This window comes from Falsibacillus pallidus, from assembly GCF_050990905.1.
Taxonomy (GTDB): Bacteria; Bacillota; Bacilli; order Bacillales; family DSM-25281; genus Falsibacillus; species Falsibacillus pallidus_A.
In genome coordinates, this window is sequence record NZ_CP158866.1 from 1,394,098 (window position 1) to 1,419,875 (window position 25,778).

Below are 25,778 nucleotides of genomic sequence, written 5' to 3' on the forward strand. Positions count from 1 at the left end.
CGGTTGGCTATACTGCTGTTTTTTTTATGACAAAAAATGTACCTGTGCAATGAGCTATTTTCTTTCCATCATCTCTTAGGACTTCCCCTTCCACGACCATTGTTTTGGAGCCTTTATGGACCATAGTCGCAGTTGCTGTGATGTTATTGCCTAATCCCGGGGAGATATAGTGTATGTTCAAGTTTGAGGTAACAGCCCCAAACCCTTCAGGAAGCAATATGTTTGCCAGTGTTCCCATTGCTGAATCAAGCACAGTAGCAGTAATTCCTCCATGAAGTATTCCCAATGAATTTGATGTGACCTCATTGATAGGTATCGTTACAGAAAAACGATCATCTTCTGTAACGGATTTTTCCATATGTAGAATAGATCCGATATAGGAACCGTTTAAGCCGTGTTGTTTTCTTTTAACCCCTTCAAGGAGCTGCTTGATCGCCATAAGATCTTCTTCGCCTGCATCATTTATGCAGTCATTCAATAATTCATGTAATTCCTCTTTCATTTTCCTCGTCCTTTATTCATTGTTGAAATGCTTCATTATCATATCATGAAAAGAATGGTGATGAAAGATTTTGCCACTCACCAAAACGAGTCGTTGTCATAGATTAAAATAGGCGGAATTTGAACTGAGGTGAAGAATCATGACAAGCAAAAAACTGCATCCATCTGTTGAGAAATTTAAAGAATTTGCTCAAAAACATCCTAAAATGGTAAAGGAGGTAAGAAGCGGGAAAGCCACATGGCAAGAACTATATGAAGATTGGTATCTGCTTGGGGAGGAAGATGCCCGTTTTGATCCGTATCGAGATGAGCCTTTGAAAAAAGAAACTCAGGAAAAAGGCGAGATGAAGTGGATGAATCAAATCGGAGGAATGCTTAAAAATATGGATGGCAATCAAATGCAGCAGCACATCAATCAGTTGAGCCAGGCTATCGGGAGCATCCAAGGTGTACTTGCACAATTTCAAGGAGGAAATTCAACGAGGGGGTCAGCAGCGTCATCCTCTGCAGATTCTAAACCAAAAAACCCGTTTTCTTTTCGAAAAGATTAACTATGGGGTGATACCAAGATGAGAAGTGAAATCATTGAATATATATATGAAAAAGAGGATTTGAAAAAATTTCTTCGGGAGCAGCCCAAATGGTATCGTACACTGACGAGAAATCCGGCTGAATTAGCAAAGATGGAGATCGCATCATTGAATTATTATGAAAAGACCATCCCCCATCAAGTAGAAAAATTCTCTAACGGACTCCAAATGGCTTCCATGATGATGCATATGTTTCAGGCAATGAATACACAGGATTGAAGAAAACTCGGTTCATAGGATCCGGGTTTTTTTTATTGACAAAATTAAAGTTGAGATGAGTAAAAATATGGGTTTAGGCAAATTCTATCCTTAAGGAGTGATAGTAATGAGAATTGCTGCAATAATTATCTGCCTATTGATCCTTGGTGGATGCCAGCACCCTAAGCCCCCGAAAGGAAAATTATTCAACCTGGAAGAAAGCATGGCTTCTGCATCAGGCAATAAGGAAATCATGACAGAAAAGCATTTAGTGCAAGGACAGGATTTAATGGTGGAATGCATCATACCTTCCATCCGGCTATCAGGCGAAAATCCCGCAAAAATCGCCGTCTATATAGATGGAAGACTGGATGGGAATTATGAAACAGCAGCTTTCATCGTGCGCGGTCTGTCGAAAGGGGTCCACCATATTAAATTAGATTTAATTAAGAGCAATCATAAAAGGTATGGCATCACAAAAGAGTTTTACGTGACAATTCAATAAGAGTTCCATTCGCTTCCATCAGGAAAACATGTTAAAATGATGGTGGAGGTGAGCAACCATGCTTGCTACTACATCAGAAAAATTGGAAATCATCTTGGCTGCCGAGGAACTGGCACAGATGATCATCCATTCAGATATAGCAGAAAATTATCGGGAATGCTTTCAGAAAATGAAGAGCAGCGCCCACACTCAATTAAAGGTCAGGACTTTCGCAAAACTGAAAGATCAGTATGAAGATGTCCAGCGTTTCGGAAAATACCATCCCGACTACAAAAGAATTATGAAAGAAGTCAGGGAGGCCAAGCGTGAAATGGATTTAGATGAGAATGTAGCTGAATTCAGGAGAGCTGAAACGGATTTGCAGCAAGTGCTTGATCAAATCAGTGTCCAGCTTGGCGGAGCGGTTTCTGAGCATATAAAAGTGCCGACAGGAAATCCGTTTTTCGATTCAATGTCATCCTGCAGCGGAGGTTGTGGATCTGGCGGGGGCTGCAGCTGTTCTGCATAATTGATTTGCTGTATTCAGGAATATCCAAAAGGGGATATTCCTTTTTTATTCATTTTTTTCCCAGAACGGGTTAGGCTTCAATCGGATGCAGTCCTCGCACATATTTCCGCAGCAGAACATCTTTTGCTGGGGGACATAGAACCGGTGGCGGTATACATGTAGATTTTGTTCGGATCGAACATAAATCGTTTCACAGTTCAGCTGTTTGCCTCTCATCGCAAAACCGGAAGCTCTTTTTATGGCTTTTTCAATTTCTGATGATGGGGCATTAGATTGAACATAAATAAATGGAATTCCCGCAATCTTTCGCCATTCTGCATTGAGAATAATTTCATTCGTATTCAAATTTTCTATGAACTTATCCCATATCAGTTGAAGATCCATGCCGACACATCCTTAAATGGACTTTGCTATGTTGCGAATCTCTAGAATTCTATGCTAGACTAAAAATTACAGAATGCTCGTTTAAGGGGAAAAAGAAATGTATACAGAGAGACAAGGGATTATTGTTTGGCTATTTAATCTGAAGCACACAAAGTCGCTTCGAAGATTTGGCAACGTGCATTATATTTCCAAGCGGATGAAGTACGCTGTAATATATATGAACCAGCCTGAGGTGGAAGCGGCCGTTGAAAAACTTACTTCACTTGCATTTGTCAAAAAAGTGGAGCAATCCTATAAACCATTTATTCGGACTGAATATGAGAACTCCAAACCGGATAAAGCAAAAGAATACGATTATAAGATTGGCATTTAGTAAGAAAACAGGCATTCGCAGCGGATGCCTGTTTTTTATGCTATTTCATAGGGGGTATCAAGTGGTTCAGTCTTAGTATGCCTATCAGGTATTGAAAAAATAAATCCTTTTCTGCGAAAAACGTCGAGGGTTTAACGTCCATTTGGATTACTTTTTTTCCTAGTTCACCCGCAGTTGCAGTGAACAGTTCAAAGCGTTTGTTTGGTGTGATGTGAGGATTTGGAATTCCTTCTCTGCAAATATAGATTGGTTGAAAGTTCCCTTCTTTCGCAGGTGTCAATACGACTGCAAGGGAAGTGACGTCCTTATCATTCAATTTTGTATGAAACGCCAGCATTTGTGCCAAGCGGTTTTCATTCGTTTTGGCGATTTCGAGAAGCTCGTATAAATCAGAGTACCCTTCGCCCAGTTCGATAAAACGCTGGATCATCGGCTTTTCCTCCTTGATATATATAATCAAACATACTCTATCATTCAATACCTGAAAAGAGAAGAGAATCTTTTTGAACTTTTTCATAAAAATTTCCCTGAACATTAAAAAAACCCTGCAGACCTTTCTGCAGGGTCCTTCCATATCCTTGTTCACAAGGATAGAAGGCAAAGGGAGAGGAGAAACCGGAGGAAGAACTTATGGGGAAACGTAAGTCTTCTCCGCGGTTGGCAACAACATCCCAATTGATGTTGTTACTCACATTATCACCAAAGTGAATATTAATATACATAAATAAACAAACTTCGCCATCTATTCCTAAAACATTTTTGATTAGTAGCCTATGAAATTTTTTTATGATAGGATAGGGAGGAAATCTTGGAAACGACAGTGGTGAAATAAGATGAGAGTAATATCTGGAAGTTGTAAAGGCAGGCCGTTGAAAGCTGTGCCTGGTATGGGGACCCGCCCCACTACCGATAAAGTTAAAGAAGCAATATTTAATATGATCGGTCCATATTTTGAAGGCGGAATCGGGCTGGATTTGTTTGCTGGAAGCGGGGGGCTTGGAATTGAAGCCTTGAGCCGTGGCTTCGATAAAGTAATTTTCGTTGACAGGGACCCAAAGGCATTTCAAACTGTCAAGACGAATATTGAACTCTGCGGTTTTAACGACAGCACTGAAGTATATAAGAATGATGCGGAAAGAGCACTTCGGGCGTTGATTAAAAGAGAATTGAGATTCGATGCCATTTTTCTTGATCCTCCATATAAAAAACAGCAATTGACCAAATTATTGAGTGATATCTCCAAGCACAAGTTATTGAATGAGAGCGGTTTCATCCTGTGTGAACACGGGGCTGAAATTACTCTTCCCGAAGAAGTGGGGATGCTGGTGCTAAAAAGAAGAGAAGAATATGGAATCATCGGTGTATCGATTTATACACTGTCTGATCACCGAGAGTTGGAGGGAATGGAATAATGGCAAGCATTGCAGTATGCCCTGGCAGTTTTGATCCGATTACATATGGACACTTGGACATCATCCATCGGGGAGCGAAAGTGTTTGATCAAATTTATGTAACGGTGTTGAATAATTCATCAAAGACAGCCCTATTTACACCTGAAGAAAGAATAAAGATGATTTCTGAAGTCACCAAAGATATACCAAATGTAAAAGTAGATTCCTTTCAAGGATTATTGATGGATTATGCAAAGAATGTAGGGGCAAGCGCCATCATAAGAGGACTGCGTGCTGTCTCTGATTTTGAATATGAAATGCAGATTACATCCATGAACAGGGTGCTTAATGAAGACATTGAAACATTCTTCATCATGACCAATAATCAATATTCATTCCTCAGCTCCAGCATCGTTAAAGAAGTGGCAAAGTACAACGGGGATATTGGAGAACTTGTTCCGCCAACCGTTGCAGACGCACTAAGGGATAAATTTAAATAAATAGTAAGCTTGAATATGAAAAGGATTGCCTAATGCGGCAATCCTTTTTTAAATAGTAGTCCGATGTAGAAAATAAGAACTGCGATTGTCATCAATGGACCGTATTGGATACAGGTTCGAAGCGCTCTTTCCCACCATTCAAAATCTTGCTGCATGAAGACAGGGATAGCATTGGAAGGCTTTCCGTGATTGAAGAATTTTTCATATAGCGGATTCCATAGGATCATTGCTATCAGGGCTGCTGAAAATCCATGCATGATCCTGGCGGCAAAGAAAGGCTTAAATCGAATATCTGTATTTGCCAGTATGCTGGCAACTTGAGCTTGGACACTGAACCCGCTGAATCCTAAAATAAAGCTGACTGCCATTGTCTGATGCATGAGATCGGTGTTTTGCACCTGGCTAGTCATTTGGCTGCCAAGTGTGATTTCAAAGATCCCGGCGATAAATGGAATGCTCAAGGCATCCGGAAGCTGGATAATGTGAAAGAAAGCGCTGACCAGCCATGCAAAAAAAGAGGTAATATGTAAAAGGAATAACAGTTTATTGACAACTGAAAATAATATAATGAAACCGCCGATCATCAATAATGTCTGGACGGATGATACGACTGCATCTCCCAGCAGTTTTCCTATGGGACGTTTCTCATTTATCCTCGTTTGATGCAGCGCGGAAAAAGCTGCTCTAATAGATAATTTATTTTTTCGCGAGCCTTTTGTTTTCTCTTGTTTCCCATAAAATCTCATTATCAACCCTACAGTGAAGTTCCCTAAGTAATGGGACAGCGCCAGGATAATCCCTAAATTTGGGTTGTAAAAAAAACCTACAGAAACAGCGCCAAAAATAAAAAGCGGATTAGAAGAATTTGTGAAGGAAACGAGCCGTTCAGCCTCGATGCGTGTCAATTGGCCTTCTTTTCTGAGCCTTGCCGTTAAGTTCGCCCCTGATGGGAAGCCTGTTGCCATACCCATTGCCCACACAAAACCGCCCACCCCTGGAACACGGAAAAGGGGCCTCATCAAAGGTTCAAGCAGCACGCCTATGAATTTGACCACACCAAAACCGATCAGCATCTCTGACACTATGAAAAATGGCAGAAGGGAAGGGAAAACGATTTCCCACCACATATTCAACCCCCTGATTGAGGCTTCAAACGATTCTTGGGGAAATGAAATCATGGATATTGCCATTATCGTAATAGATGCCGCAAGCAGCACTGTCTTCATTTTTGAAAAAATCAATGTATCTTCCTCCTTGGCAACCTTGCTTAAAAGTGAAACATCCTTCCAAGAATGGTACAATCAAAATAATCAAACACTTATCTTTGAATGAGACTGACCCTTGTCCTTATATATTTCAATATACTCATACACTATTGAAATAGACCATATGATGATGGAAAGATGGACTTGTGGGAGAGGGATTTCGTTCTTGAATACTTCAGTCCAAAAGGGGGAACGGCTTTTGGATAAGCCGAAAATTGGGTTGGCGCTTGGTTCTGGTGGAGCAAGGGGATTTGCACACCTCGGTGTCATGAAAGCCTTTCAGGATCATCAAATCGATATCGATTTAATTGCAGGCAGCAGCATGGGGGCGCTTGTGGGCTGCTTTTATGGAGTTGGCCATGATATGGACCAACTGTATAAACTGTCTACTGCATTTAGAAGAAAATTTTATCTCGATTTCACCGTGCCTAAGATGGGATTTATTGCAGGGAATCGAATCAAGGAATTCATTCAGCTTTTTACGCACGGAAAAAATCTGGAGGACCTTCATATTCCCGTTGCTGTCGTTGCGACTGACTTGACTAATGGCGAGAAAGTCATCTTCACAAAAGGGCCCATATCCCAAGCTGTGAGAGCAAGCATATCCATACCGGGAATATTTGTCCCGGAAAAAGTGGATGGGAAGCTTCTGGTGGATGGCGGTGTCATCGATCGAGTGCCGGTATCGGTTGTAAAGGATATGGGTGCTGACATTGTCATTGCAGTGGATGTATCACATGTGAAAAGGAATGCTGAAATTTCCACGATTTATGACGTGATCATGCAGAGCATCGATATTATGCAGATGGAGCTTGTGGCAAACCGGGAAGTGGAATCAGATATTATGATCAGACCGCATGTCGAACAGTACAGTACGAGGGCCTTTACTAACATTGGAGAAATTATCAGGGTTGGGGAAGATGAAGCACTGAAAATGATCCCAGCTATTCAACAAGCGATTGCCGATTGGAAGGAGTCAAATTGAAATGGCGAAGAAAATAATTTACAGAATATTGGCAGCGGCTGCTATTCTATTGGCTGCTTCAATGTTCATCAACCTCCCTTACTATGTCACAAAACCCGGGGAAGCTCATGAGCTGGAGCCGATTGTGCATGTGGATGGAGGTTTTGACGAAAAAGGAAAATTGATGCTGACAACCGTCCGAATGGGGAGGGCTAATATCTATTCCTATTTAGTGGCGAAAGTTAGAGAATTTGAAGAAATCATACCAGTAGATCAATTAAAAGGTGAGGAAGAAACAGACGAGGAATACAATGTGAGGCAGCTTTATTATATGGAAAACTCTAAAAATAATGCTGTTCAAGTTGCCTATCGTGCTGCTAAAAAACCATATCATTTTAAGTATAAGGGGATTTATGTACTTGATGTCTACCCGAAAATGCCAGCTTCCAAGCTCTTAAAAGCAGGTGACCGGATTACGACAGTCGATGGACATAAATTTGAGTCATCTGAACAATTCATTGATTATGTCCAAAAGAAGAGTGCCGGGGATTCAATTAAACTTACATATATTCATGATGATAAAGAAAAAACAGGCTCTATTAAGCTCAAGGAATTTAATTCTGGAGAATCTGCAGGAAAAGTTGGAATCGGCATCGGATTGGTAGATGACAGGGAGTTGATTTCCACCCCGCCGGTAACGCTGAAAACAGATGAAATTGGCGGGCCATCTGCCGGTTTGATGTTCAGTCTTGAAATTTATAATCAATTAACAAAACAGGATTTGACGAAAGGGATGGATATTGCCGGGACAGGGACCATATCACCTGACGGAAAAGTAGGCAGGATCGGCGGTATCCAACTAAAAGTAATGGCTGCGGACAAAAAGGGTGCAGATATCTTTTTTGCTCCTGATGATGAAATTCCACCTGAAATCAAAAAGTCCCACCCTGAACTTCAATCCAATTATGTAGAAGCAAAAAAAGCTGCGAAAGAGATTGGAACTGACATGAAAATCGTTCCAGTAAAGACATTTAATGATGCTGTCGAATACTTGAACAAACTATCAGCAGATGAATAACAGCTACAATAAAAAAAGGACAGCAGCTGCTGTCCTTTTTTTAAATAGGCTGTTTTCGTAAACATTGTTGTTAAAATCTTAATGCCGATTTTAACGTGAAAATATTATTTTTGCGCGTTGAAATCGAGTATCCAGGCTCTTTTCTAGCTGGATTTTCTGCCTAGATTGCATTAGGTATTCTGTTTTAATGGCTATAGCAACAATCTTTTAGAAAAGAGCCTTTAAATAAGAATCGGAGGAGAAGCAAATTCCAATTTCATCAGCTTTTCTCTGTATGGCTCCTGCAGTCCCATTGCATAGATGTTTGATGCATTCACGTCCAATTGGATCATGTCTTTATCAGCAGATGAGAGCTTTGATATGAGAGGCAGCTTCAAGTCTTTCTTCACTTCATTCAAGTAGCATCTTCCGCTGGTGCTCATACCAAGGAGTCTTATATATTCAGGCGCTTCGGATCTTTCTTTCATCTCTATTTTGGATGCATTCGTAAGGATATGAAGGCACATTCGTTGAATCCTTGTCCAAGTATAGCGTTTCGTTTTTACCTTTTCCATGAATTCTTTGAAGGAAGTGGATCCGACTGCGAATTCTTTCAAACGGTATTCAATGCCTTCTTCTACTTCATAGATGCCTCTCAAGTATTCTACCGGCATGGAGATAAGTTTATATTGCAGCAGGGACCAATAATCTTCCCAATGATGAAACTTGCCAAACTCCTCTTTATAGGAGGCTAATTCTTCAGCGGATGAATAAGGGATATATTGGGTGATCACTGATTCTTTAAAAGCTGGAGAAAAAATGGCTTTCCTGATACTTGTAGCGCTCGCAATGGTTGCAGAAGAAAAATCCTCATCATGATAGTCAGCATTCTTTCTCGGGATTGTGTACGCTCCCATGTTAGATCCAATTCTATTGGCTGCCTTCATGTAATGGAAGCCTAGGATATTATTCGGTTTAGTAAGGTCAATGAAGCCTGCTTCTGTTAATCCAAGCTTAGTATAAGCATGAGAAAGGGCAGAAGGGTAGCTCATGCCCAGTTTTATGTAGGATTTAATATTTTGATTCACTTCTTGCTCCGAGTTGTTCACATAATCCAAGGTGCGTTCAAATGCTTCTGGATTTCCTGATTCACTTCCGAAACAATAACTGGAGCAATTCATGGCATCTAATAATGAAATGGCTCCAAATGCAAATAGATCAGCCTGTTGTGCTGCAAATGCATAGGGTAACTCTATGACAATATCAGCTCCTGCATTCAATGCCATCTTAGTTCTGGACCATTTGGAAACAAGTGCAGGTTCTCCCCTCTGAAGAAAGTTTCCGCTCATCACTGCAATCATGACATCTGCTTCTGTCATTTTTTTTGATTCTTCCAAGTGATGCAAGTGGCCATTATGAAATGGATTATATTCCACTACTATCCCTGCTGCTTTCATGTAAAAGTCCTCCTTGCGTTTATTTTGCCGATATCATCGAATCAGGTATTTTGTTTTAGTGTAAATGAAATAATAGGATTATAGCAATGGGATGTTTTCTTCGTACGCGAAATGGTAGATAATCTTGGAATAATCTTTTACAATGAAGAGAGCACATGCCTTCACATTGTGTAAAGAAAAAATATTGACAAAAGGTGATAGTAAAAGCTATAATAACCTTTGTTGCCTAGAGGTGATTCCTTATGAAATGGTCAACGATACAATTACAGAAATTTAGAGATAAGGGACTGCAAATTGACGAGACTGTCAATTTGTCCGACCAATTGAAACAGATGGATCCTGAGATCAGAGATGTTCATCCTATCCATGTAATGGGAAGGGCGGATATCAGTTCTGAAAAAGTGACCTTCCATCTTACAATCAGCGGGTCAATTGTCCTGCCTTGTTCAAGGACTCTTGTTGATGTCGATTATCCGATTGACATTCAAACGACTGAAACATTCCTTTTGAAGCCTTCCGACTATGAGCGTGAAGGTGATGAAGAATTGCATCCAGTAAATGGGGAACTGATAGATCTGACCCCGGTTATTCAAGAGATTATTTTACTTGAAGTTCCGATGCAAGTATTCAGTGAAGAAGCCAGTGATGATCAAAGTCTTCCTTCCGGTAATGATTGGGAAGTTCTTACTGAAGAACAGGTCCAGCAGCTGGAAGAGAAGGATGAGCAAAAAGTAGATCCGCGCCTGGCAGGTTTATCCGAATTTTTTAAGCAAGATAAAAATTCTTGAATGATGGGAAGAACCAGTTCGTTCTGGCCTTCATAACAACATTTACTCTCTTTAAGGAGGTGGGAATAATGGCTGTACCTTTTAGAAGAACTTCTAAAACTGCGAAAAGACAACGCCGTACACACTTTAAACTACAAGTGCCTGGTATGGTATCATGCCCAAACTGCGGTGAAATGAAACTTGCTCACCGTGTATGTAAAGAGTGCGGAACATACAAAGGAAAAGAAGTTGTTAGCAAATAATTGCTGACAAGCCCTTTTCAAAAAGTACGAAGGAACCAAGTGTTTTCGGAAGCGAAAAGACCCGGTCCTTCGTACTTTTTTTATACATAAAAAGAGGTGAAGCGAAATGAAGGGGTATACCATATCTACCATTGGCCAATCTATTCTGTTATTTAAAATTAACAGGCCGGAAAAAAGGAATGCTGTCAATTATGAAGTAATGGATGGACTGGAAGAAGCAATCAGCCTGGCTGAACAGGATGATGCCATCAAGCTGATGGCCATTACCGGGGAAGGTGAAAAGGCATTTTGTTCAGGAGGCGACCTTAGTGAATTTCACGGGCTGAAATCAGAAGAGGAAGCGTATGGCATGCTGTCCAGAATGGGAGAAATTCTATATCGCTTGGCAATCCTTCCGAAGCCGACATTGGCCGTTATAAATGGTTCTGCGGTTGGAGGGGGATGTGAAATCGCAGCAGCATGTGATTTCAGGGTAGCAAGCATTATAAGCAAAATGGGATTCATACAAGGGAACCTTGGAATTACCACAGGCTGGGGAGGCGCATCTCTATTATTTGAGAGAATTCAAGCTTCCGATGCATTGAAGCTTCTTTGTGAATCCAGCATCATCGAAGTGCAGAGATTGAAAGAAATGGGCTTCATTCAGGAAATCAGGATTTCTTGGACAGAAGAAGATATTATCCATTTTACCCGGCAGCTGCTGCAAAAAGAGACAGGAGTTCTTTCTGCTTATAAAAAATCCCTTGTCCAAAAATGGAAGATGACAGGACTGAAAGATAGGATCCTACAGGAAATCAAGAATTGTTCAGTTCTATGGGAATCAGAAGCCCATCATAAAGCAGTGGATCGGTTTTTGAAAAATTAGAAGGCGTGATAGCGTGAAGAAATAGTCTATCTTTTCTACCATCTGCATATGTATGAATAAACATATTGCAAGGAGGGATAGTATGACATCGACTCGCCAAGATGCCTGGTCCCAGGATGAAGATTTATTGCTTGCAGAAGTAGTCTTGAAACATATCAGGGAAGGTGGAACTCAGCTTCACGCTTTCGAAGAAGTTGGGAAAAGGCTTTCAAGGACAGCAGCTGCATGCGGATTCAGATGGAATTCTTTCGTGCGAAAGCAATATCGATCAGGGATCGAATTAGCGAAAAAGCACCGAAAGGAAGCGAAAAAGAAAAAAAATCCTGCCGGCGGCCATAGCAGCCATTCGGCGGAGCAGGTCACTGAGTCTAAGAAAGAGACGCAGAAAAAGGAATTAAGTGTAAAAGATTTCATAGCTTATGTGGAAAAGCTGGAAAGTGAAGGCGGCTCCGTCCAAAACTTAAAAAATGAAATCGAAGAGCTGAAAAAAGAGCAAAAGCTGCTAAAGGCTAGATTAGCTGAGGCGGAACAAAACTATCTCCATACAAGCGATAAATACCATGCGCTTGAAGAAGACTACCGCTCGCTCCTTGGCATTTTGGATAGAGCCAGAAAAATGGCTGTCATGGAGGAGAATGAAAAAGAGCAAAAAGTAAAATTTACGATGGACAAAAACGGAAATCTACAAAGGTTGAATAAATAATACAGAAAAAATCCAACAGCACATCAGCTGTTGGATTTTTGTTCGGAGACGCCTTCAGGGAGCCAAACCAATGGATTTTCCCCTAGATCCCTTTCAACATCATAAGTAAGCGGCTCGAAGCCCATTTTTTCCCAAAAACCTTGTGATTTTATTCGTGAATTTGTTTTGATTGGAAGGCCAAACTCTTTTGCGAAATCTACGAGAATTTTTCCATATCCTTTTAGTTGATAGTTCGGCAATACTTCAAGTTTCCAAAGCTCCAAGTATGATTGTGGAGGATTGAAATACAAATCATATTTGCTGTCGCGCTGATAAAGGCTCATACGGGCGACTAATTTATCTCCGTAATAAATGCCGTAAAATGGAGAAACGCTGTCATTTTCTACGATATTAGCTTGCAGATCTTCCAGCATGGATAGTTCTTGTACACCATACTCTTTGAACTTTTTAAACTCTTCGAGTGTCTTATAGTTTACTTTTAGTCTCTCTACAGTGGTGTTTGCCATGGCTAATTCTCCCCTTTAAGTGAGTATTTTCATTATATAATAATAACATTTTTGTGAAAGCGTTTAAAATTTCTTGTTTTTAAAAAGGTGCTCTATGCACTTAAACAAAGGATTTACTATTATTATATAACAAAGTGACAAAAAATTCTGCACATAAATTTAGGAAGCGTTTACAAAACGAGAAGGATATTCTCGAAATTTGTAGAATTAAATTAAATAAGGAGAGCTGAGTGCTGGCGATCCACTATTTTTTATTAAGCAATGAAAACATATTCAATTAAACGTCGTTATTTTGTCAGGACGGCAGGAAAGGGGTCATGAGGTGCGCAAAATACTTATTGCGAATCGTGGAGAAATAGCTTCTAGAATCATTCGGACCTGTAGAAACTTAGGGATCCAAACAGTTGCAGTGTACTCAGATGCTGATGAAGGGATGCCGTTTGTGAAAGAAGCGGATGAAGCATATCGAATCGGTGAGGCACAAGTAAATAAATCATATTTAAATATGGATGCAATCGTTGAGACAGCTCTAAAAGCAGAAGTAGATGGAATCCATCCCGGATACGGACTGCTATCGGAAAATGCTCAATTTGCTCAAAAGATCATTTCCAATGGACTTGCATTTATTGGGCCATCCCCGGATACCATTGAAAAAATGGGAGATAAAATTACTTCAAGAAAATTGATGCAGACAGCTGGAGTGCCGGTAGTCCCAGGAACTCATGGAATCGCCGATATCGAAGATGCAAAGGCTGCAGCACGCGAAATTGGCTACCCGGTCATGCTTAAGGCAAGCGGCGGAGGCGGCGGGATCGGGATGATCCGCTGCAATGATGAACAAGCGCTCATTCAGCACTTCGCATCTACTAAAAATAGGGCTAAAGCCTATTTTGGGACTGATGAAGTATTTATTGAAAAATGCATTGAAGATGGAAGACATATCGAAGTACAGATCTTCGGAGACAAACACGGTAATATCGTCCATCTCTTTGAACGTAATTGTTCAGTACAGCGCAGGAACCAAAAAGTAATTGAAGAAGCGTTGTCACCGGACCTTAGCCAGGCTACAAGGGATAAGATGTATGATGCTGCCATCAATGCTGCAAAAGCAGTCAATTATGAAAATGCAGGAACAGTAGAATTCATCGTTGACCAAAACGAGAATTTTTACTTTTTAGAAATGAATACAAGGCTTCAAGTAGAGCATCCGGTTACTGAGGCGTTGACGAAATTAGACTTGGTTAAATGGCAGATTGCTGCAGCAAGAGGGGAAAAGCTTCCATTAATGCAGTCGGAAATTCAAGCAGACGGGCATGCAATGGAATTCAGGGTGTATGCTGAAGATCCGGATACTTTCTTCCCTTCACCTGGAACAATCAGTTCTTTAAAGTGGGGAGATTCAGAGCATGCCAGAGTGGATTCTGGCTATGAATCCGGTTCAAAAGTGACTCCTTTCTATGATCCGATGATAGCCAAATGCGTCATTTGGGGTGAAACAAGAGAGAAGTGCCTTTTAAATGCATCTGCATTTTTCAAAGAAACTAATGTTGAGGGAATCAAAAATAACATTCCTCTCTTTAAAGAGATTCTGGAAAATGAAGATTTTCAAAAAGGGACATACAGTACGAAATTCATTGAACAATTAAAATCCATCAAGAAATAATATCAGGAGGAATCACTTATGAAAGAATTAACAGCATCAATGGCAGGAACCGTATTGAATGTATTAGCAGGCAGCGGGGAAGAAGTGGCAGCAGGTCAGGCAGTCATCATGCTTGAATCGATGAAAATGGAAATTCCGGTGGAAGCGTCCCAAGCTGGAAAAATAGCTGATGTGAAAGTGAATATCGGGGATTTTGTAAACGAAGGCGACGTTTTGGTTACTTTTGAATAAAAGCATTGAATCAAACTTGAACTAAAGGGGGAATGGGAAATGACTGCCTCAAAGACACTTGAGCAGACACTCCATGAGAAGCGCCGGGATATCGCCGCTGGAGGACAGCCGAAGTATCATGAGAAATTAAAGGAGCAAAATAAATTATTTGTAAGGGAGCGCCTTAATCTCCTTTTTGATAATGGCAAATACGAAGAAGATGCCATGTTTGCCAATTATGCAGCTGGGGACCTTCCTGCTGATGGAGTTGTGACAGCGATTGGAGAAATAAATGGCCAAACGGTTTGTGTAATGGCCAATGATTCTACAATCAAGGCAGGGTCATGGGGAGCCAGGACAGTTGAAAAGATCATCCGCATTCAGGAAACAGCTGAAAAGCTGAAAGTTCCGATGCTTTATCTTGTTGATTCAGCAGGAGCCCGGATCACGGATCAATTAGAGATGTTTCCTAATAGACGTGGAGCGGGGAAAATCTTTTATAATCAGGTGAAATTGTCAGGGATGATTCCGCAGATCTGTCTTTTATTTGGACCTTCTGCTGCAGGGGGAGCATATATTCCTGCATTCTGTGACATTGTCATCATGGTGGAAAAGAATGCATCCATGTATTTGGGTTCCCCGCGCATGGCCGAAAAAGTCATTGGCGAAAAGGTTACCCTTGAAGAAATGGGTGGAGCAAGAATGCATTGTTCAGTCAGTGGCTGCGGTGATGTTCTTGTTCAAACAGAAGAAGAGGCAATCCATCAGGCAAGGACGTATTTAAGTTTCTTTCCTCAGAACTTCAATGAAAAGCCCCGTGTGGCTGAAAGTGTTTCACCGAAAGCAGGAAGGACTCTTGAAGAGATTGTACCGGAAAACCAGAATGCCCCATTTGATATGTATGAAGCGATTGATGCACTCATCGATGATGGCAGTTTCTTTGAAATAAAGAAACTGTTTGCTTCTGAAATCATCACTGGATTGGCGAGGATTGACGGTAAACCAGTTGGAATTATCGCGAATCAGCCTAAAATAAAAGGCGGGGTATTATTCGTAGATTCTGCCGATAAAGCTGCGAAATTCATCACGCTGTGCGATGCGTTCCATATCCCGCTTCTATTCCTGGCAGATGTTCCAGGGTTTATGATTGGGACAAAAGTTGAGCGTGCAGGTATTATCAGGCACGGGGCAAAATTGATTGCTGCCATGAGCTCAGCCACAGTGCCGAAAATTTCCGTCATTGTAAGAAAAGCTTATGGTGCGGGCCTATATGCAATGGCAGGTCCTGCATTTGAACCGGATTGCTGCATTGCCCTGCCAACGGCGCAAATAGCTGTGATGGGACCTGAAGCGGCTGTGAATGCAGTATATTCCAACAAAATTCAGGCGATTGAAGATCCAAAAGAGCGAATTGCATTTGTGCAGGAAAAACATAAAGAATACAAAGAGCATATTGATATTTATAAATTGGCGTCTGAAATGATCGTTGATGAAATAACGGCTGCTAATGAATTAAGAGATACATTGATCACAAGGTTCAGGTATTACGAATCAAAAGAACTGCCTTTTGGCAATCGAAAACACCCAGTCTATCCTGTATAAAACGAAAACCGGTCCCTAAAGGATCGGTTTTCTTGTTTTTGTTGGAGCTTTTTTAACAGCTAAGTAAGATATGATTTTCCTTTAAGGTTGTGATACGATTATGGAAAGAATTTCATGCAGAGGGGTTAATAATGACGATTGGTATTATTGGCGGAGGAGCCACAGGACTTTTATTCAGCTGGTACTTATCAAAGCAAAATCCACTGAAGATTTTTGTCCGGTCATATGAGCAAGCAGAAAAAATCAACGAAAAAGGAATTACCTTATATAATGGCAAGGAATCCTGGACTTCAACAGACAATATAACAGCGAGTTCTTCATATAGGGAGCTGGAGAACTGCAGAGTCATCTTGATTATGGTAAAGCAATACCATTTATCGGGCATTCTTCCCATTCTTTCTAAACTGCCAACAAACATCCCGTTGGTATTTTTTCAAAATGGTCTAGGGCATCTGGGAGAAGTAAAGGAGCTGCCAAATGAAAACATTTTTTTAGGGACCATTGAACATGGCTGTCAGAGGCTGGATCCCTGCACTGTGAGACACAATGGAATGGGCTTGACCAGGATTGCTCCTTTCAAAGGAGATGTTTCCTGCCTTAAAGGCATTCTAAAAGTTTATGAAGATGATTTCCCTTTTTCTTTTAGTGATTCATGGGAAGAAATCCTTCATAAAAAACTGATTGTCAATGCCTCCATCAATCCTCTTACAGCTGTTTTGAATGTACCTAATGGTTCATTGGTGAACAACCGGTATTTTAAAAAAATGCTTCATTCCATACTAGATGAAATCCTCCCCCTATTCCCGGAAGTTGATGAAAAAGAAATGATACAAAATGTTGTGGGAATTTGCGAAAGTACCAAGGAAAATCGGTCTTCCATGCTGAAAGATATAGAGGCAGGAAGAAAAACAGAAATAGATGCCATAATGGGCTATTGCTTAATGAAGGGTGAAAGTCTTGGACACCCAATGGCATTCAGCCGTTTGGTCTATGAAATGGTTAAAGGGAAGGAAGTAGAGCAGGGGGGATAATATGGGGGCTTTTTTTTCAAATTTGGCTGCAGTTTTCATCATCATGCCGTTCTTAGGGTATCTTGCCGCATTCATCTTAATCAAACAATTTTCAAAAAATCATAAAAAAGCAGTTTCTTCAGCTATCGATCTCACAACCTTTTTATTATTTTTGTCCGTCCACTATACGATCGTTGCCATATGGAGGGAATCTTATATGTGGCTATTATTTTTATTCGCCCTTTCGATTGGGGTGGTATTTGTCATCGTATATTGGAAAGCTAAAGGCGAAATCATTTTTACAAAAGTTCTGAAAGGGTATTGGCGCTTGAATTTTGTCATTTTTTTTATTGCCTATATCATTTTATTGATTTATGGGCTGGCATATAGGCTTCTCCAAGGACTGTCTTGATTGGTGCAGGCAAGATTTTTTCTTTTCTAAGTCTAAAATGCTATACTCTATGAAGATAAAATCAAGAGACGAGAAAGGGAGTACATGACTTTATGGAACTGGTAAACATTTCGATTCCGGCTGCAAACCAGTTTGCCTCGCACTATCTGCAGCAGACAAAGCCAGTTATAGACTTTTTTCATTATAATTTACTGAATCCAACTTTATATAAAGATAGGCTTAATGACTTATCGAAGAGAGAGTTCAAGCGCGAGGAGCTTGCGGATTGTATCAAGAAATATATGGAGCCTTTTGCCTATTCGCCTCAGATCCAGGAATCCTTGGAGAAATTAAAACATCCCCAATCTTCTGTCGTGATTGGTGGTCAGCAGGCAGGCGTCCTCACAGGTCCCTTATATACGATACATAAGATCATTTCCATCATAAAACTTGCCAGGGAGCAAGAAGAGAAATTAGGTTCGCCGGTTGTCCCGGTTTTTTGGATTGCAGGAGAAGACCATGATTTCGCTGAGGTCAACCATGTTTATGCAGAAACTGATAGGAAATTCAAAAAACTTTCCTTGCCATTTGCACTTGAGGAGAAAATGATGATTTCTGATGTACCTGTCGATCAGGATGATATGAAGAAATGGATCAAAAAGGTCTTTCAAACTTTCGGAGAAACTTCCTTTACGAAAGAAATGGTTTCGTTCCTTAATGAATGTATTGAAAAATCAAGCAGTATGGTAGACTTTTTCTCCCACATTGTTGGCAGGCTGTTTCATTCGCATGGATTGCTGATGATCGATTCAGCTTATCCCGGCCTGCGAAAATTAGAGCTCCCATTCAACAGCATGCTGATTAAAGACTTTGAAGAAATAACTTCAAGCGTCCTTAATCAACAAAAGGAAGTGGGGGAAGCCGGTTTTCCAAAGACGCTCGAAATAGGAAGTAATGCAGTGAATCTCTTCTATTATGAAGACAAGGAACGGGTGCTGCTGGAATATGATTCTGAGACGAAACGCTTTATTGGAAAGAACGGAAGTATATCTTTCACAAAAGAAGAACTTCTCCAGAAGGTTGAGGAAAAGCCTGAACGGATAAGCAATAATGTGGTGACCCGCCCGATCATGCAGGAACTTCTTTTCCCTACAATGGCATTCATAGCGGGACCAGGTGAAATTGCTTACTGGGCTGAGCTGAAAAAAGCATTTGAACAAATGGATATGAAAATGCCCCCAATCGTTCCGAGACTCAATATCACGCTTTTAGATCGAGCAGTTGAATCTGAAATGGAAGAATTGAAAATGGAGGAATCAAAAGTTCTCCGTTCTGGTACGAATGAAGAAAAAGAAGCCTATTGGAATGGAGTGAAGGACCACCGAATGGAGGAACTCCTTTCTGAGACAGAAAATTGGCTTTCAAAACAATATGAAATGCTGGAAAAACGTGCAGGCCAAATCGATCCAGTACTTAAAGCGCTGACTGACAAAAATCTCGCTTTCCACTTGAGTCAAGTGGAATTCCTGAAAAGGAAAACAACCATAACAATCCAGCAGAAACATGATGTTCTTTTGGAAAAATACGATCGGATCGAAAGGGCGCTCCGTCCAATGAATGCCCCTCAAGAACGGATTTGGAATGCATTCTACTTCTTCAATAAATATGGCTTTTCATTAATGGATCAACTAATGGATCTGCCATACCAATTCGATGGAACACATAAGCTGATCAAGCTTTAATCCGAAAACCGGTGCCTAAACAGGTGCCGGTTTTTTGTCTTTTCTTCATTAAAAAGATAGGATGCTGTCAAATTGGTTGGGAATGTAGGAATAATACTCGAATAACAGCTAAATATATCGCACGAAAATAGCCTCAAAAAAGAGGAATTTTAATAGAAGAAAAGGAAATAAAAAATATGTGGTGAAAAGTGGGGGGATGTGGTAAGGTTGAGTTAGAAAGTGGGGGTAATGGGTATGTTCATGGGGGAATATCAGCATAACGTTGATAATAAGGGGAGATTGATCATCCCTGCTAAATTCAGAGACTACCTCGGAGAATCTTTTGTTCTTACAAGAGGTCTGGATCAATGTTTATTTGGCTATCCCATGTCTGAATGGACATCCGTTGAAGAAAAACTAAAAGCTCTCCCCCTCACTAAAAAAGACGCAAGGGCATTTACCCGTTTTTTCTTTTCAGGCGCAACTGACTGTGAATTGGACAAACAGGGGAGGATCAATATTCCTTCTACACTTCTCGGCTATGCTCAACTGGAAAAAGAATGCGTGATAGTAGGCGTTTCCAATCGGATTGAGATTTGGAGTAAGACATTATGGGAAGACTACTTTATAGAATCTGAAGAATCATTTGGTGAAATTGCAGAAAACTTAATCGGGTTTGATCTTTAAAATCTGAAAAAGCTGCAATGATTCGATTGGAAAGGTGAAGAAAATGTTTCAACATACTACAGTATTATTAAAAGAAACGGTCGACGGCCTTAATATTAAGCCGGATGGAATTTACGTGGATTGTACCCTTGGTGGAGCAGGCCACAGCGAATACTTGCTTTCCCAACTTTCAAAAGAAGGCAAGCTTTATGCATTTGACCAGGATGATACCGCCTTGGATCATGCAAAAGAAAAGTTGGCTAAATATGAAGGACAAGTCACGTTGATCAAAAGCAATTTTAAATACATAGCAGAAGAATTAAATGCCCGGGGAGTGCATGAAGTGGATGGCATCCTTTATGACCTGGGTGTTTCATCGCCGCAGCTGGATACTCCCGAAAGAGGGTTCAGCTACCATCATGATGCCCCGCTCGATATGAGAATGGATAAACAGGGCGAAGTTTCCGCTTATGATGTGGTCAACCATTGGTCATATGAGGATTTAGTGAGGATTTTCTTCCGATATGGAGAAGAAAAATTTTCCAAGCAGATCGCCAGAAAAATTGAAGCTGCGCGAGAAAAAGCTCCAATCGAAACGACTTTTCAGCTGGTGGAACTAATTAAAGAAGGCATCCCTGCACCTGCCAGGAGAAAAGGCGGGCATCCAGCCAAAAGAATCTTCCAAGCCATCCGGATTGCAGTCAATGATGAACTGGGTGTATTTGAAGAATCTCTTAAAAGCGCCATCGGACTGATTGGGAAGGGTGGAAGAATCAGTGTCATTACTTTCCATTCACTTGAAGACCGAATCTGTAAAAGCATTTTTAAAGAAGCAAGTACAGGACCGGAGCTTCCTCATGGCCTGCCGGTAATACCTGATGAATATAAACCTGATTTGAAATTGGTCAATCGAAAGCCGATCACTGCAAGTGAAGAAGAATTAGAAATGAATAATCGGGCAAGATCCGCAAAACTGAGAATTGCAGAAAAAATATAAATTAATTGGGAGGGGAAACAATGGAGAATTTAGCTCGTAAAGCAGAAAGAAATTATGTACAGCAGGAACGCCAAGCGGTCAAACCGAAAGTGGCTCCTGCAAAAAGAAGGGGAATCACCCCCGGGGAGAAGATCCTTGGAATTTTGTTCATGGCATTCATCTGTGTAGTAGCAGTCAAAATGGTTTCTACCCAAGCATCCATTTATGGTGTCAATAAGCAGATTCAGGATATTGAAAACCATGTTCAAGAACAAAAGAAGTCCAATGCTGATTTAAAGATGCAGGTCGGCGAGTTAAGCCGATTTGAACGCATCAAAACAGAAGCGAATAAGCTGGGTTTAAAGCTGAACGAAAACAATGTCAAGGTTGTGGATAAGAAATGAGATCCACAAAAGTAAATAGGAATGTTGGAGCAGCGGTATTATTTTTAATATTCGGCCTGCTCTTTTTTGTATTGATAGTTCGCTTCCTGACGATTCAAATCACTGGGGAAGTAGATGGGAAAGTAATGGCCGCGAAAGCAGCTCATAAGTATCTCCGTACAGATGTCCTGGATGCCCACAGGGGGACGATTTACGACAATAACGGGGAAGTCATTGCAGAGGATGCAGATTCCTTTTCTCTTGTAGCTATACTCGATCCAAAAATGACAACTGATGCCGATAACCCGAGGCATGTGACAGATCCGCGAAAGACAGCAGAGGTGCTCTCGAAATACATAGATATGAGTGAATCTGACATCTATGACAGACTCACACTCAAAGGCCGTTTTCAAGTAGAGTTCGGTTCAGCGGGAAGGGACATTTCCGTAAGTGAGAAAAAGAAAATAGAAGCTGAGAAGCTCCCTGGGATTACTTTTAAAAGGGACTCTAAGCGTTTTTATCCTAATGGGGTCTTTGCGTCACATTTAATTGGATACGCCCAAACTGAAGAAGGAAAGGACGGTAAAACGAAAACCGTCGGGAAGATGGGGCTTGAAAAGAGCTTCAACTCTGTTCTTTCGGGAAAAGATGGCAGCATTCAATACGAAAGTGACTTATGGGGATATCTGCTTCCGAATAAAAATGAAATGGTGAAGAAACCTCAAAATGGATCGGATATTTATTTGACACTCGATAAGAAAATACAGACATTTTTAGAAGATTCCATGAATGAAGTGGAGGAAAAGTATAAGCCAAAGAGAATGCTCGCCATTGTGGCGGATCCCAAAACAGGAAAAATCCTGGCGATGGGACAACGGCCTACATTCCATCCTTCCACCCGTGAAGGGATCGGGGAGAATTGGCATAATGAAAATGTAGAAGCACAATATGAACCAGGATCGACCATGAAGGTCTTCACTCTTTCTGCAGCAATCGAGAAAGGGGTTTTCAATCCCACTGAAAAATATCAATCTGGTACGTATTATGTAGGAAAGGTCCCGGTAAGAGACCACAATGGAGGTGTGGGCTGGGGGAAAATCCCTTACCTTGAAGGCGTCCAGCGATCATCAAACGTTGCTTTTGTAAAACTCCTGGAAAAAATGGGGGATGACACCTTCAGGGATTACCTTGACCGCTTCGGATTTGGAAAGCCGACAGGCATCAACTTGCCGCATGAAGCCTCCGGGAATATCCTGTTCCATTACCCGATTGAAAAAGCAACGACTGCATTCGGGCAGGGAACGACTGTCACACCTTTGCAATTGATTCAGGGGATGACGGCGATTGCCAACAACGGGACAATGATGAAGCCATATGTTGTTGATAAAGTCGTTAATCCAAATACCGGAAAAGAAGATATATCGAAGCCGGAGGTTGCAGGGCATCCTATCAAACCGGAAACGGCAAAAGAAGTACGCGATGTGCTAGGGACTGTCATAACAGCAGAACATGGGACTGGCAAGGGCTATGCGCTTGATGGATATTCGGTAGCAGGGAAAACAGGTACAGCACAAATACCGGATCCAAATGGACCGGGCTACCTGACCGGCTGGGACAATTATATCTTCTCCTTTATCGGGATGGCGCCGAAAGACGACCCTAAATTGATCATGTATGTCGCTGTCCAACAGCCTCAATTGGATGATGAAACTTATGAAGGCGGTTCGGTGCCGGTTTCCATGATTTTCAATCCTGTAATGAAAAGCAGCCTTCAATATATGAATATCAAACCCGAGAAGAATATTGATGCCAAAATGGCGAAAGTCCCTGATTTAGTTGGGGAAAGTGTTGCTAGCCTGCCATCGTCGCTTAAAGAAAACGGGATTGACGTGGTAGAAATCGGAAGCGGAGCAAGAGTGACAGACCAGCTTCCGAAGGCAGGAGAAACACTCCTCGCAGGTGAAAAACTGGTTCTTAAGACTGACGGGGAAATACATTTGCCTGATATGACAGGCTGGTCGAAAAGAGATGTCCTCAAGATCTCTCAGCTTGCTGATCTGAAGTTGAACATGGTGGGCAGCGGGTATGCTGCCAAACAGAATTTAAAGCCGAATTCACCAGTTGCAGCAGGCGATCAGCTTGTGGTCAATTTTATGACCCCACAGGATAAAATGGCGAAGGATAAAGCTGAAAAGGATAAAAAAGATAAAAAAGAAGATGCAGCGCCCCAAGATTGATGGGGGAATTTGATCAGGCTGGCTCAGCGGGGATTTTCTGCTAGGGCCAGCCTGTTCTATTGGCATTCGTACAAGCATAAACTGAAACGAGCCTTATTTGAGAAGAGGAGGTCCGTTCAGTGAAGCGTGTATCAAATGTAACGGTAAGAAAAAGGCTTGCCATATCACTGCTGGCAGGTCTCGTCATATTTAGCATCATTGATATCCGACTCGGCTATGTCCAATTTGTCCTGGGAGATATGCTTACCGGAAAAGCAAGGGATTCCTGGAGCAGGAATATTCCATTTGAACCGGAGCGGGGGAAAATAGAAGATCGAAACGGAGTGGAGCTGGCAACAAATCAGAGTGCTCCGACGGTATACGTGGTACCGAGGCAGGTTGTGGATCCGGCTGCGACAGCAGAAAAACTTGCGGCCGCGTTAAATATGTCCAAAGAAAAGGCATACAAAATCATCACGAAACATACAAGTATCGAGAGAATCCCTGAAGGAAGGAAAATATCTTATGAAAAAGCAAATGAAGTGAGAGAGCTTGGTCTGAAAGGGGTATATATAGGCGAGGATTCTAAACGGTATTACCCTTTTGGCAGCTATCTTTCCCATGTACTTGGATTTGCAGGCATCGATAATCAAGGATTGATGGGTCTTGAATTAGAATATGACGATCAGTTGAATGGAAAAAAAGGATCTGTCCAGTTCTTCTCCGATGCAAAGGGGAAAAGGATGCCGGATATGTCAGATGACTACGAACCGCCAATGGACGGGCTTGATTTGAAATTGACCATCGATACGAAGATCCAGACCATTGTTGAACGGGAGCTGGATATCGCGGAAGCAACCTATAATCCCGATGGCTTGATTGCGATTGCCATGAATCCTAATAATGGAGAAATCCTGGCCATGTCGAGCAGACCGACTTTCGATCCATCGAATTTCAAAAACGTTCCACCAGAAATTTATAACCGGAACCTCCCGATTTGGAGTACGTATGAACCTGGATCGACTTTTAAAATCATTACACTGGCAGCTGCCCTGCAAGAAAATAAAGTAGATTTAGAACATGATCACTTTTTTGATCCTGGTGAGGTGGAAGTGGCCGGGTCGACCCTCCACTGTTGGAAAAGAGGCGGGCATGGTGCTGAAACGTTCCTCGAAGTTGTTCAAAATTCATGCAACCCTGGCTTTGTAGAATTAGGACAGCGTCTGGGGAAAGATTCATTATTCAAATATATCCGTGATTTTGGATTCGGTGAAAAAACAGGCATCGATCTTGCGGGAGAAGGAAAAGGCCTGTTATTTAACATCGACCGTGTGGGACCTGTTGAACAGGCAACTACAGCATTCGGGCAAGGTGTTGCTGTGACCCCGATTCAGCAGGTTGCAGCTGTAGCGGCGGCAGTCAATGGAGGGATTTTGTATCAGCCGTACATTGCGAAAGAACTGGTTGACCCTCGGACAGGTGAAACGGTCATGAAGAAGAGTCCTGTTGCAAAAAGAAGGGTCATTTCGGAAGAGACATCGAAAAAAATACGAGCAGCTCTAGAAAGTGTCGTAGCGCAAGGGACAGGGAAAAATGCTTTTGTGGATACCTATAGGGTAGGCGGCAAAACAGGTACCGCGCAAAAAGCACAAAATGGAAGATATCTTGAAAACAACTACATCGTTTCCTTTATGGGCTTTGCACCGGCAGATGATCCACAGATTGTGGTTTATGTAGCTGTCGACAACCCTAAAGGAGCGGTTGCTTTCGGTGGGACGATTGCTGCGCCGATCGTAGGGAATATCATGGAGGACAGCCTCAGGGCAATGGATGTTCCTCCGCGGAAAAATCAAATCGAGAAAGAGCCGTCCATCCTTGATGCACCAATGGTTGAGGTGCCAGATCTGGTGGGACTGACAAAAAAAGACCTGCAGCAATATTTATACGATATCAAACTGGATGTGAGCGGAACGGGAGACAAAGTCATCAAGCAATCCCCTGCCCCAGGAGTGAAAGTTAAAGTGGGATCCACCATCCGGATATTCATGAATTGAATAGGAAACAATGACAGGCGGCAACTAAAATCATTGCCGCCTGTATTTTTGGAGATTAAAACTTTTGACATAAAGCTAAAAGGCTGATA

At 41.5% G+C, this 25,778-nt stretch carries 31 protein-coding genes; 24 read left to right on the forward strand and 7 right to left on the reverse strand.

The features are described from left to right. Window positions 1-7: 7 nt before the first annotated feature. Complete coding sequence (locus tag ABTV07_RS07410) at window positions 8-502, reverse strand: PaaI family thioesterase (protein WP_433749423.1); 495 nt, start codon at window positions 500-502, stop codon at window positions 8-10. Window positions 503-641: 139 nt separating this feature from the next. Between ABTV07_RS07410 and ABTV07_RS07415 the strand changes: the two genes are divergently transcribed. From ABTV07_RS07415 to ABTV07_RS07430, 4 genes are all read left to right on the forward strand, one after another. Further along, entirely contained in the window at window positions 642-1,052 is a 411-nt protein-coding gene (locus tag ABTV07_RS07415; RefSeq protein ID WP_433749426.1) for a YlbD family protein, read from the forward strand. Between the two features lie 18 nt (window positions 1,053-1,070). After that, window positions 1,071-1,310 (forward strand): YlbE-like family protein, encoded by a 240-nt coding sequence (locus tag ABTV07_RS07420; protein WP_433749428.1) that lies wholly within the window; start codon window positions 1,071-1,073, stop codon window positions 1,308-1,310. A gap of 106 nt (window positions 1,311-1,416) precedes the next feature. Beyond that, on the forward strand, window positions 1,417-1,794 hold the full coding sequence (locus ABTV07_RS07425) for a hypothetical protein (RefSeq protein WP_433749431.1): 378 nt from the start codon (window positions 1,417-1,419) through the stop codon (window positions 1,792-1,794). 58 nt (window positions 1,795-1,852) lie between these two features. Beyond that, window positions 1,853-2,302, forward strand: a complete 450-nt coding sequence (locus tag ABTV07_RS07430) for a YlbF family regulator (protein ID WP_433749434.1) — start codon at window positions 1,853-1,855, stop codon at window positions 2,300-2,302. Between the two features lie 45 nt (window positions 2,303-2,347). On the opposite strand, the gene ABTV07_RS07435 is transcribed toward ABTV07_RS07430, so the two are convergent. Further along, window positions 2,348-2,686: a hypothetical protein gene (locus ABTV07_RS07435; protein WP_433749437.1), complete on the reverse strand. Its 339-nt coding sequence runs from the start codon at window positions 2,684-2,686 to the stop codon at window positions 2,348-2,350. Window positions 2,687-2,783: 97 nt separating this feature from the next. Between ABTV07_RS07435 and ABTV07_RS07440 the strand changes: the two genes are divergently transcribed. Next, a complete protein-coding gene (locus ABTV07_RS07440; protein WP_433749440.1) occupies window positions 2,784-3,059 on the forward strand; it encodes a YlbG family protein in 276 nt (91 codons plus the stop codon). Between the two features lie 40 nt (window positions 3,060-3,099). Here the strand turns inward: ABTV07_RS07440 and ABTV07_RS07445 are convergent, their stop codons facing one another. After that, entirely contained in the window at window positions 3,100-3,489 is a 390-nt protein-coding gene (locus ABTV07_RS07445) for a DUF7147 family protein (RefSeq protein ID WP_433749443.1), read from the reverse strand. A gap of 40 nt (window positions 3,490-3,529) precedes the next feature. Then, on the reverse strand, window positions 3,530-3,751 hold the full coding sequence (locus tag ABTV07_RS07450; RefSeq protein WP_433749445.1) for a hypothetical protein: 222 nt from the start codon (window positions 3,749-3,751) through the stop codon (window positions 3,530-3,532). A 141-nt stretch (window positions 3,752-3,892) separates the two neighbouring features. Here ABTV07_RS07450 and rsmD point away from each other — a divergent pair, with 141 nt between their 5' ends. Both rsmD and coaD read left to right on the forward strand, forming a co-directional pair. Further along, window positions 3,893-4,471: a 16S rRNA (guanine(966)-N(2))-methyltransferase RsmD gene (gene rsmD, locus ABTV07_RS07455; RefSeq protein ID WP_433749448.1), complete on the forward strand. Its 579-nt coding sequence runs from the start codon at window positions 3,893-3,895 to the stop codon at window positions 4,469-4,471. After that, a complete protein-coding gene (gene coaD, locus ABTV07_RS07460; protein ID WP_433749451.1) occupies window positions 4,471-4,950 on the forward strand; it encodes a pantetheine-phosphate adenylyltransferase in 480 nt (159 codons plus the stop codon). The genes rsmD and coaD overlap by 1 nt, the downstream gene beginning before the upstream one ends. A 29-nt stretch (window positions 4,951-4,979) precedes the next feature. On the opposite strand, the gene ylbJ is transcribed toward coaD, so the two are convergent. Next, a complete protein-coding gene (gene ylbJ / locus ABTV07_RS07465) occupies window positions 4,980-6,191 on the reverse strand; it encodes a sporulation integral membrane protein YlbJ (protein WP_433749454.1) in 1,212 nt (403 codons plus the stop codon). 223 nt (window positions 6,192-6,414) lie between these two features. Here ylbJ and ABTV07_RS07470 point away from each other — a divergent pair, with 223 nt between their 5' ends. Beyond that, window positions 6,415-7,200 (forward strand): patatin-like phospholipase family protein, encoded by a 786-nt coding sequence (locus ABTV07_RS07470; protein WP_433749457.1) that lies wholly within the window; start codon window positions 6,415-6,417, stop codon window positions 7,198-7,200. A 1-nt stretch (window position 7,201) separates the two neighbouring features. After that, a complete protein-coding gene (locus ABTV07_RS07475; RefSeq protein ID WP_433749460.1) occupies window positions 7,202-8,257 on the forward strand; it encodes a SepM family pheromone-processing serine protease in 1,056 nt (351 codons plus the stop codon). A 221-nt stretch (window positions 8,258-8,478) separates the two neighbouring features. Here the strand turns inward: ABTV07_RS07475 and ABTV07_RS07480 are convergent, their stop codons facing one another. Further along, entirely contained in the window at window positions 8,479-9,693 is a 1,215-nt protein-coding gene (locus tag ABTV07_RS07480; protein WP_433749463.1) for a nucleotidyltransferase, read from the reverse strand. 242 nt (window positions 9,694-9,935) lie between these two features. On the opposite strand from ABTV07_RS07480, the gene ABTV07_RS07485 reads away from it, so the two are divergent. The 4 genes from ABTV07_RS07485 (at window position 9,936) to ABTV07_RS07500 (ending at window position 12,291) form a co-directional block, all read left to right on the forward strand. Further along, the gene (locus ABTV07_RS07485) at window positions 9,936-10,481 is read left to right on the forward strand and encodes a YceD family protein (protein ID WP_433749465.1); all 546 of its coding nucleotides are present in this window, start codon (window positions 9,936-9,938) and stop codon (window positions 10,479-10,481) included. 68 nt (window positions 10,482-10,549) lie between these two features. After that, window positions 10,550-10,723: a 50S ribosomal protein L32 gene (gene rpmF / locus ABTV07_RS07490; protein ID WP_114743786.1), complete on the forward strand. Its 174-nt coding sequence runs from the start codon at window positions 10,550-10,552 to the stop codon at window positions 10,721-10,723. A gap of 106 nt (window positions 10,724-10,829) precedes the next feature. Beyond that, window positions 10,830-11,588, forward strand: coding sequence for an enoyl-CoA hydratase/isomerase family protein (locus ABTV07_RS07495; RefSeq protein ID WP_433749469.1), 759 nt, complete (start codon window positions 10,830-10,832; stop codon window positions 11,586-11,588). Between the two features lie 82 nt (window positions 11,589-11,670). Next, window positions 11,671-12,291, forward strand: a complete 621-nt coding sequence (locus ABTV07_RS07500; RefSeq protein ID WP_433749472.1) for an RsfA family transcriptional regulator — start codon at window positions 11,671-11,673, stop codon at window positions 12,289-12,291. 23 nt (window positions 12,292-12,314) lie between these two features. Here the strand turns inward: ABTV07_RS07500 and ABTV07_RS07505 are convergent, their stop codons facing one another. Then, a complete protein-coding gene (locus ABTV07_RS07505) occupies window positions 12,315-12,797 on the reverse strand; it encodes an N-acetyltransferase (RefSeq protein ID WP_433749475.1) in 483 nt (160 codons plus the stop codon). 322 nt (window positions 12,798-13,119) lie between these two features. Here ABTV07_RS07505 and ABTV07_RS07510 point away from each other — a divergent pair, with 322 nt between their 5' ends. The 11 genes from ABTV07_RS07510 to ABTV07_RS07560 all read left to right on the forward strand — a co-directional run bounded on the left by ABTV07_RS07510 (window position 13,120) and on the right by ABTV07_RS07560 (window position 25,689). Further along, entirely contained in the window at window positions 13,120-14,460 is a 1,341-nt protein-coding gene (locus ABTV07_RS07510; protein WP_433749478.1) for an acetyl-CoA carboxylase biotin carboxylase subunit, read from the forward strand. Window positions 14,461-14,478: 18 nt separating this feature from the next. Beyond that, entirely contained in the window at window positions 14,479-14,691 is a 213-nt protein-coding gene (locus tag ABTV07_RS07515; protein WP_433749481.1) for a biotin/lipoyl-binding carrier protein, read from the forward strand. Window positions 14,692-14,730: 39 nt separating this feature from the next. Continuing rightward, the gene (locus ABTV07_RS07520) at window positions 14,731-16,272 is read left to right on the forward strand and encodes an acyl-CoA carboxylase subunit beta (RefSeq protein WP_433749484.1); all 1,542 of its coding nucleotides are present in this window, start codon (window positions 14,731-14,733) and stop codon (window positions 16,270-16,272) included. 131 nt (window positions 16,273-16,403) lie between these two features. Beyond that, window positions 16,404-17,303, forward strand: coding sequence for a ketopantoate reductase family protein (locus tag ABTV07_RS07525; RefSeq protein WP_433749487.1), 900 nt, complete (start codon window positions 16,404-16,406; stop codon window positions 17,301-17,303). 1 nt (window position 17,304) lies between these two features. Further along, window positions 17,305-17,694 carry a DUF3397 domain-containing protein gene (locus ABTV07_RS07530; protein ID WP_433749489.1) on the forward strand — a complete coding sequence of 130 codons (390 nt, stop codon included), beginning with the start codon at window positions 17,305-17,307 and terminating at the stop codon, window positions 17,692-17,694. 92 nt (window positions 17,695-17,786) lie between these two features. Next, window positions 17,787-19,415: a bacillithiol biosynthesis cysteine-adding enzyme BshC gene (gene bshC / locus ABTV07_RS07535; RefSeq protein WP_433749492.1), complete on the forward strand. Its 1,629-nt coding sequence runs from the start codon at window positions 17,787-17,789 to the stop codon at window positions 19,413-19,415. 234 nt (window positions 19,416-19,649) lie between these two features. Then, the gene (gene mraZ / locus ABTV07_RS07540) at window positions 19,650-20,081 is read left to right on the forward strand and encodes a division/cell wall cluster transcriptional repressor MraZ (RefSeq protein ID WP_433749494.1); all 432 of its coding nucleotides are present in this window, start codon (window positions 19,650-19,652) and stop codon (window positions 20,079-20,081) included. A gap of 43 nt (window positions 20,082-20,124) precedes the next feature. Beyond that, window positions 20,125-21,057, forward strand: a complete 933-nt coding sequence (gene rsmH, locus ABTV07_RS07545; RefSeq protein WP_433749496.1) for a 16S rRNA (cytosine(1402)-N(4))-methyltransferase RsmH — start codon at window positions 20,125-20,127, stop codon at window positions 21,055-21,057. Window positions 21,058-21,077: 20 nt separating this feature from the next. Then, complete coding sequence (gene ftsL, locus ABTV07_RS07550; protein ID WP_433749498.1) at window positions 21,078-21,440, forward strand: cell division protein FtsL; 363 nt, start codon at window positions 21,078-21,080, stop codon at window positions 21,438-21,440. Next, window positions 21,437-23,656, forward strand: coding sequence for a penicillin-binding protein (locus ABTV07_RS07555; protein WP_433749501.1), 2,220 nt, complete (start codon window positions 21,437-21,439; stop codon window positions 23,654-23,656). Before ftsL ends, ABTV07_RS07555 begins: the two co-directional genes overlap by 4 nt. A 119-nt stretch (window positions 23,657-23,775) precedes the next feature. Then, window positions 23,776-25,689 (forward strand): stage V sporulation protein D, encoded by a 1,914-nt coding sequence (locus ABTV07_RS07560; RefSeq protein WP_433749504.1) that lies wholly within the window; start codon window positions 23,776-23,778, stop codon window positions 25,687-25,689. Window positions 25,690-25,778 lie beyond the last annotated feature (89 nt).

Bases quoted from the DNA above. Each gene is read 5' to 3' on its own strand.
- ABTV07_RS07410 (WP_433749423.1), bottom strand. From the start codon at position 502: ATGAAAGAGGAATTACATGAATTATTGAATGACTGCATAAATGATGCA.
- ABTV07_RS07415 (WP_433749426.1), top strand. From the start codon at position 642: ATGACAAGCAAAAAACTGCATCCATCTGTTGAGAAATTTAAAGAATTT.
- ABTV07_RS07420 (WP_433749428.1), top strand. From the start codon at position 1,071: ATGAGAAGTGAAATCATTGAATATATATATGAAAAAGAGGATTTGAAA.
- ABTV07_RS07425 (WP_433749431.1), top strand. From the start codon at position 1,417: ATGAGAATTGCTGCAATAATTATCTGCCTATTGATCCTTGGTGGATGC.
- ABTV07_RS07430 (WP_433749434.1), top strand. From the start codon at position 1,853: ATGCTTGCTACTACATCAGAAAAATTGGAAATCATCTTGGCTGCCGAG.
- ABTV07_RS07435 (WP_433749437.1), bottom strand. From the start codon at position 2,686: ATGGATCTTCAACTGATATGGGATAAGTTCATAGAAAATTTGAATACG.
- ABTV07_RS07440 (WP_433749440.1), top strand. From the start codon at position 2,784: ATGTATACAGAGAGACAAGGGATTATTGTTTGGCTATTTAATCTGAAG.
- ABTV07_RS07445 (WP_433749443.1), bottom strand. From the start codon at position 3,489: ATGATCCAGCGTTTTATCGAACTGGGCGAAGGGTACTCTGATTTATAC.
- rsmD (WP_433749448.1), top strand. From the start codon at position 3,893: ATGAGAGTAATATCTGGAAGTTGTAAAGGCAGGCCGTTGAAAGCTGTG.
- coaD (WP_433749451.1), top strand. From the start codon at position 4,471: ATGGCAAGCATTGCAGTATGCCCTGGCAGTTTTGATCCGATTACATAT.
- ABTV07_RS07475 (WP_433749460.1), top strand. From the start codon at position 7,202: ATGGCGAAGAAAATAATTTACAGAATATTGGCAGCGGCTGCTATTCTA.
- ABTV07_RS07480 (WP_433749463.1), bottom strand. From the start codon at position 9,693: ATGAAAGCAGCAGGGATAGTAGTGGAATATAATCCATTTCATAATGGC.
- ABTV07_RS07485 (WP_433749465.1), top strand. From the start codon at position 9,936: ATGAAATGGTCAACGATACAATTACAGAAATTTAGAGATAAGGGACTG.
- rpmF (WP_114743786.1), top strand. From the start codon at position 10,550: ATGGCTGTACCTTTTAGAAGAACTTCTAAAACTGCGAAAAGACAACGC.
- ABTV07_RS07495 (WP_433749469.1), top strand. From the start codon at position 10,830: ATGAAGGGGTATACCATATCTACCATTGGCCAATCTATTCTGTTATTT.
- ABTV07_RS07500 (WP_433749472.1), top strand. From the start codon at position 11,671: ATGACATCGACTCGCCAAGATGCCTGGTCCCAGGATGAAGATTTATTG.
- ABTV07_RS07505 (WP_433749475.1), bottom strand. From the start codon at position 12,797: ATGGCAAACACCACTGTAGAGAGACTAAAAGTAAACTATAAGACACTC.
- ABTV07_RS07515 (WP_433749481.1), top strand. From the start codon at position 14,479: ATGAAAGAATTAACAGCATCAATGGCAGGAACCGTATTGAATGTATTA.
- ABTV07_RS07520 (WP_433749484.1), top strand. From the start codon at position 14,731: ATGACTGCCTCAAAGACACTTGAGCAGACACTCCATGAGAAGCGCCGG.
- ABTV07_RS07525 (WP_433749487.1), top strand. From the start codon at position 16,404: ATGACGATTGGTATTATTGGCGGAGGAGCCACAGGACTTTTATTCAGC.
- ABTV07_RS07530 (WP_433749489.1), top strand. From the start codon at position 17,305: ATGGGGGCTTTTTTTTCAAATTTGGCTGCAGTTTTCATCATCATGCCG.
- bshC (WP_433749492.1), top strand. From the start codon at position 17,787: ATGGAACTGGTAAACATTTCGATTCCGGCTGCAAACCAGTTTGCCTCG.
- mraZ (WP_433749494.1), top strand. From the start codon at position 19,650: ATGTTCATGGGGGAATATCAGCATAACGTTGATAATAAGGGGAGATTG.
- rsmH (WP_433749496.1), top strand. From the start codon at position 20,125: ATGTTTCAACATACTACAGTATTATTAAAAGAAACGGTCGACGGCCTT.
- ftsL (WP_433749498.1), top strand. From the start codon at position 21,078: ATGGAGAATTTAGCTCGTAAAGCAGAAAGAAATTATGTACAGCAGGAA.
- ABTV07_RS07555 (WP_433749501.1), top strand. From the start codon at position 21,437: ATGAGATCCACAAAAGTAAATAGGAATGTTGGAGCAGCGGTATTATTT.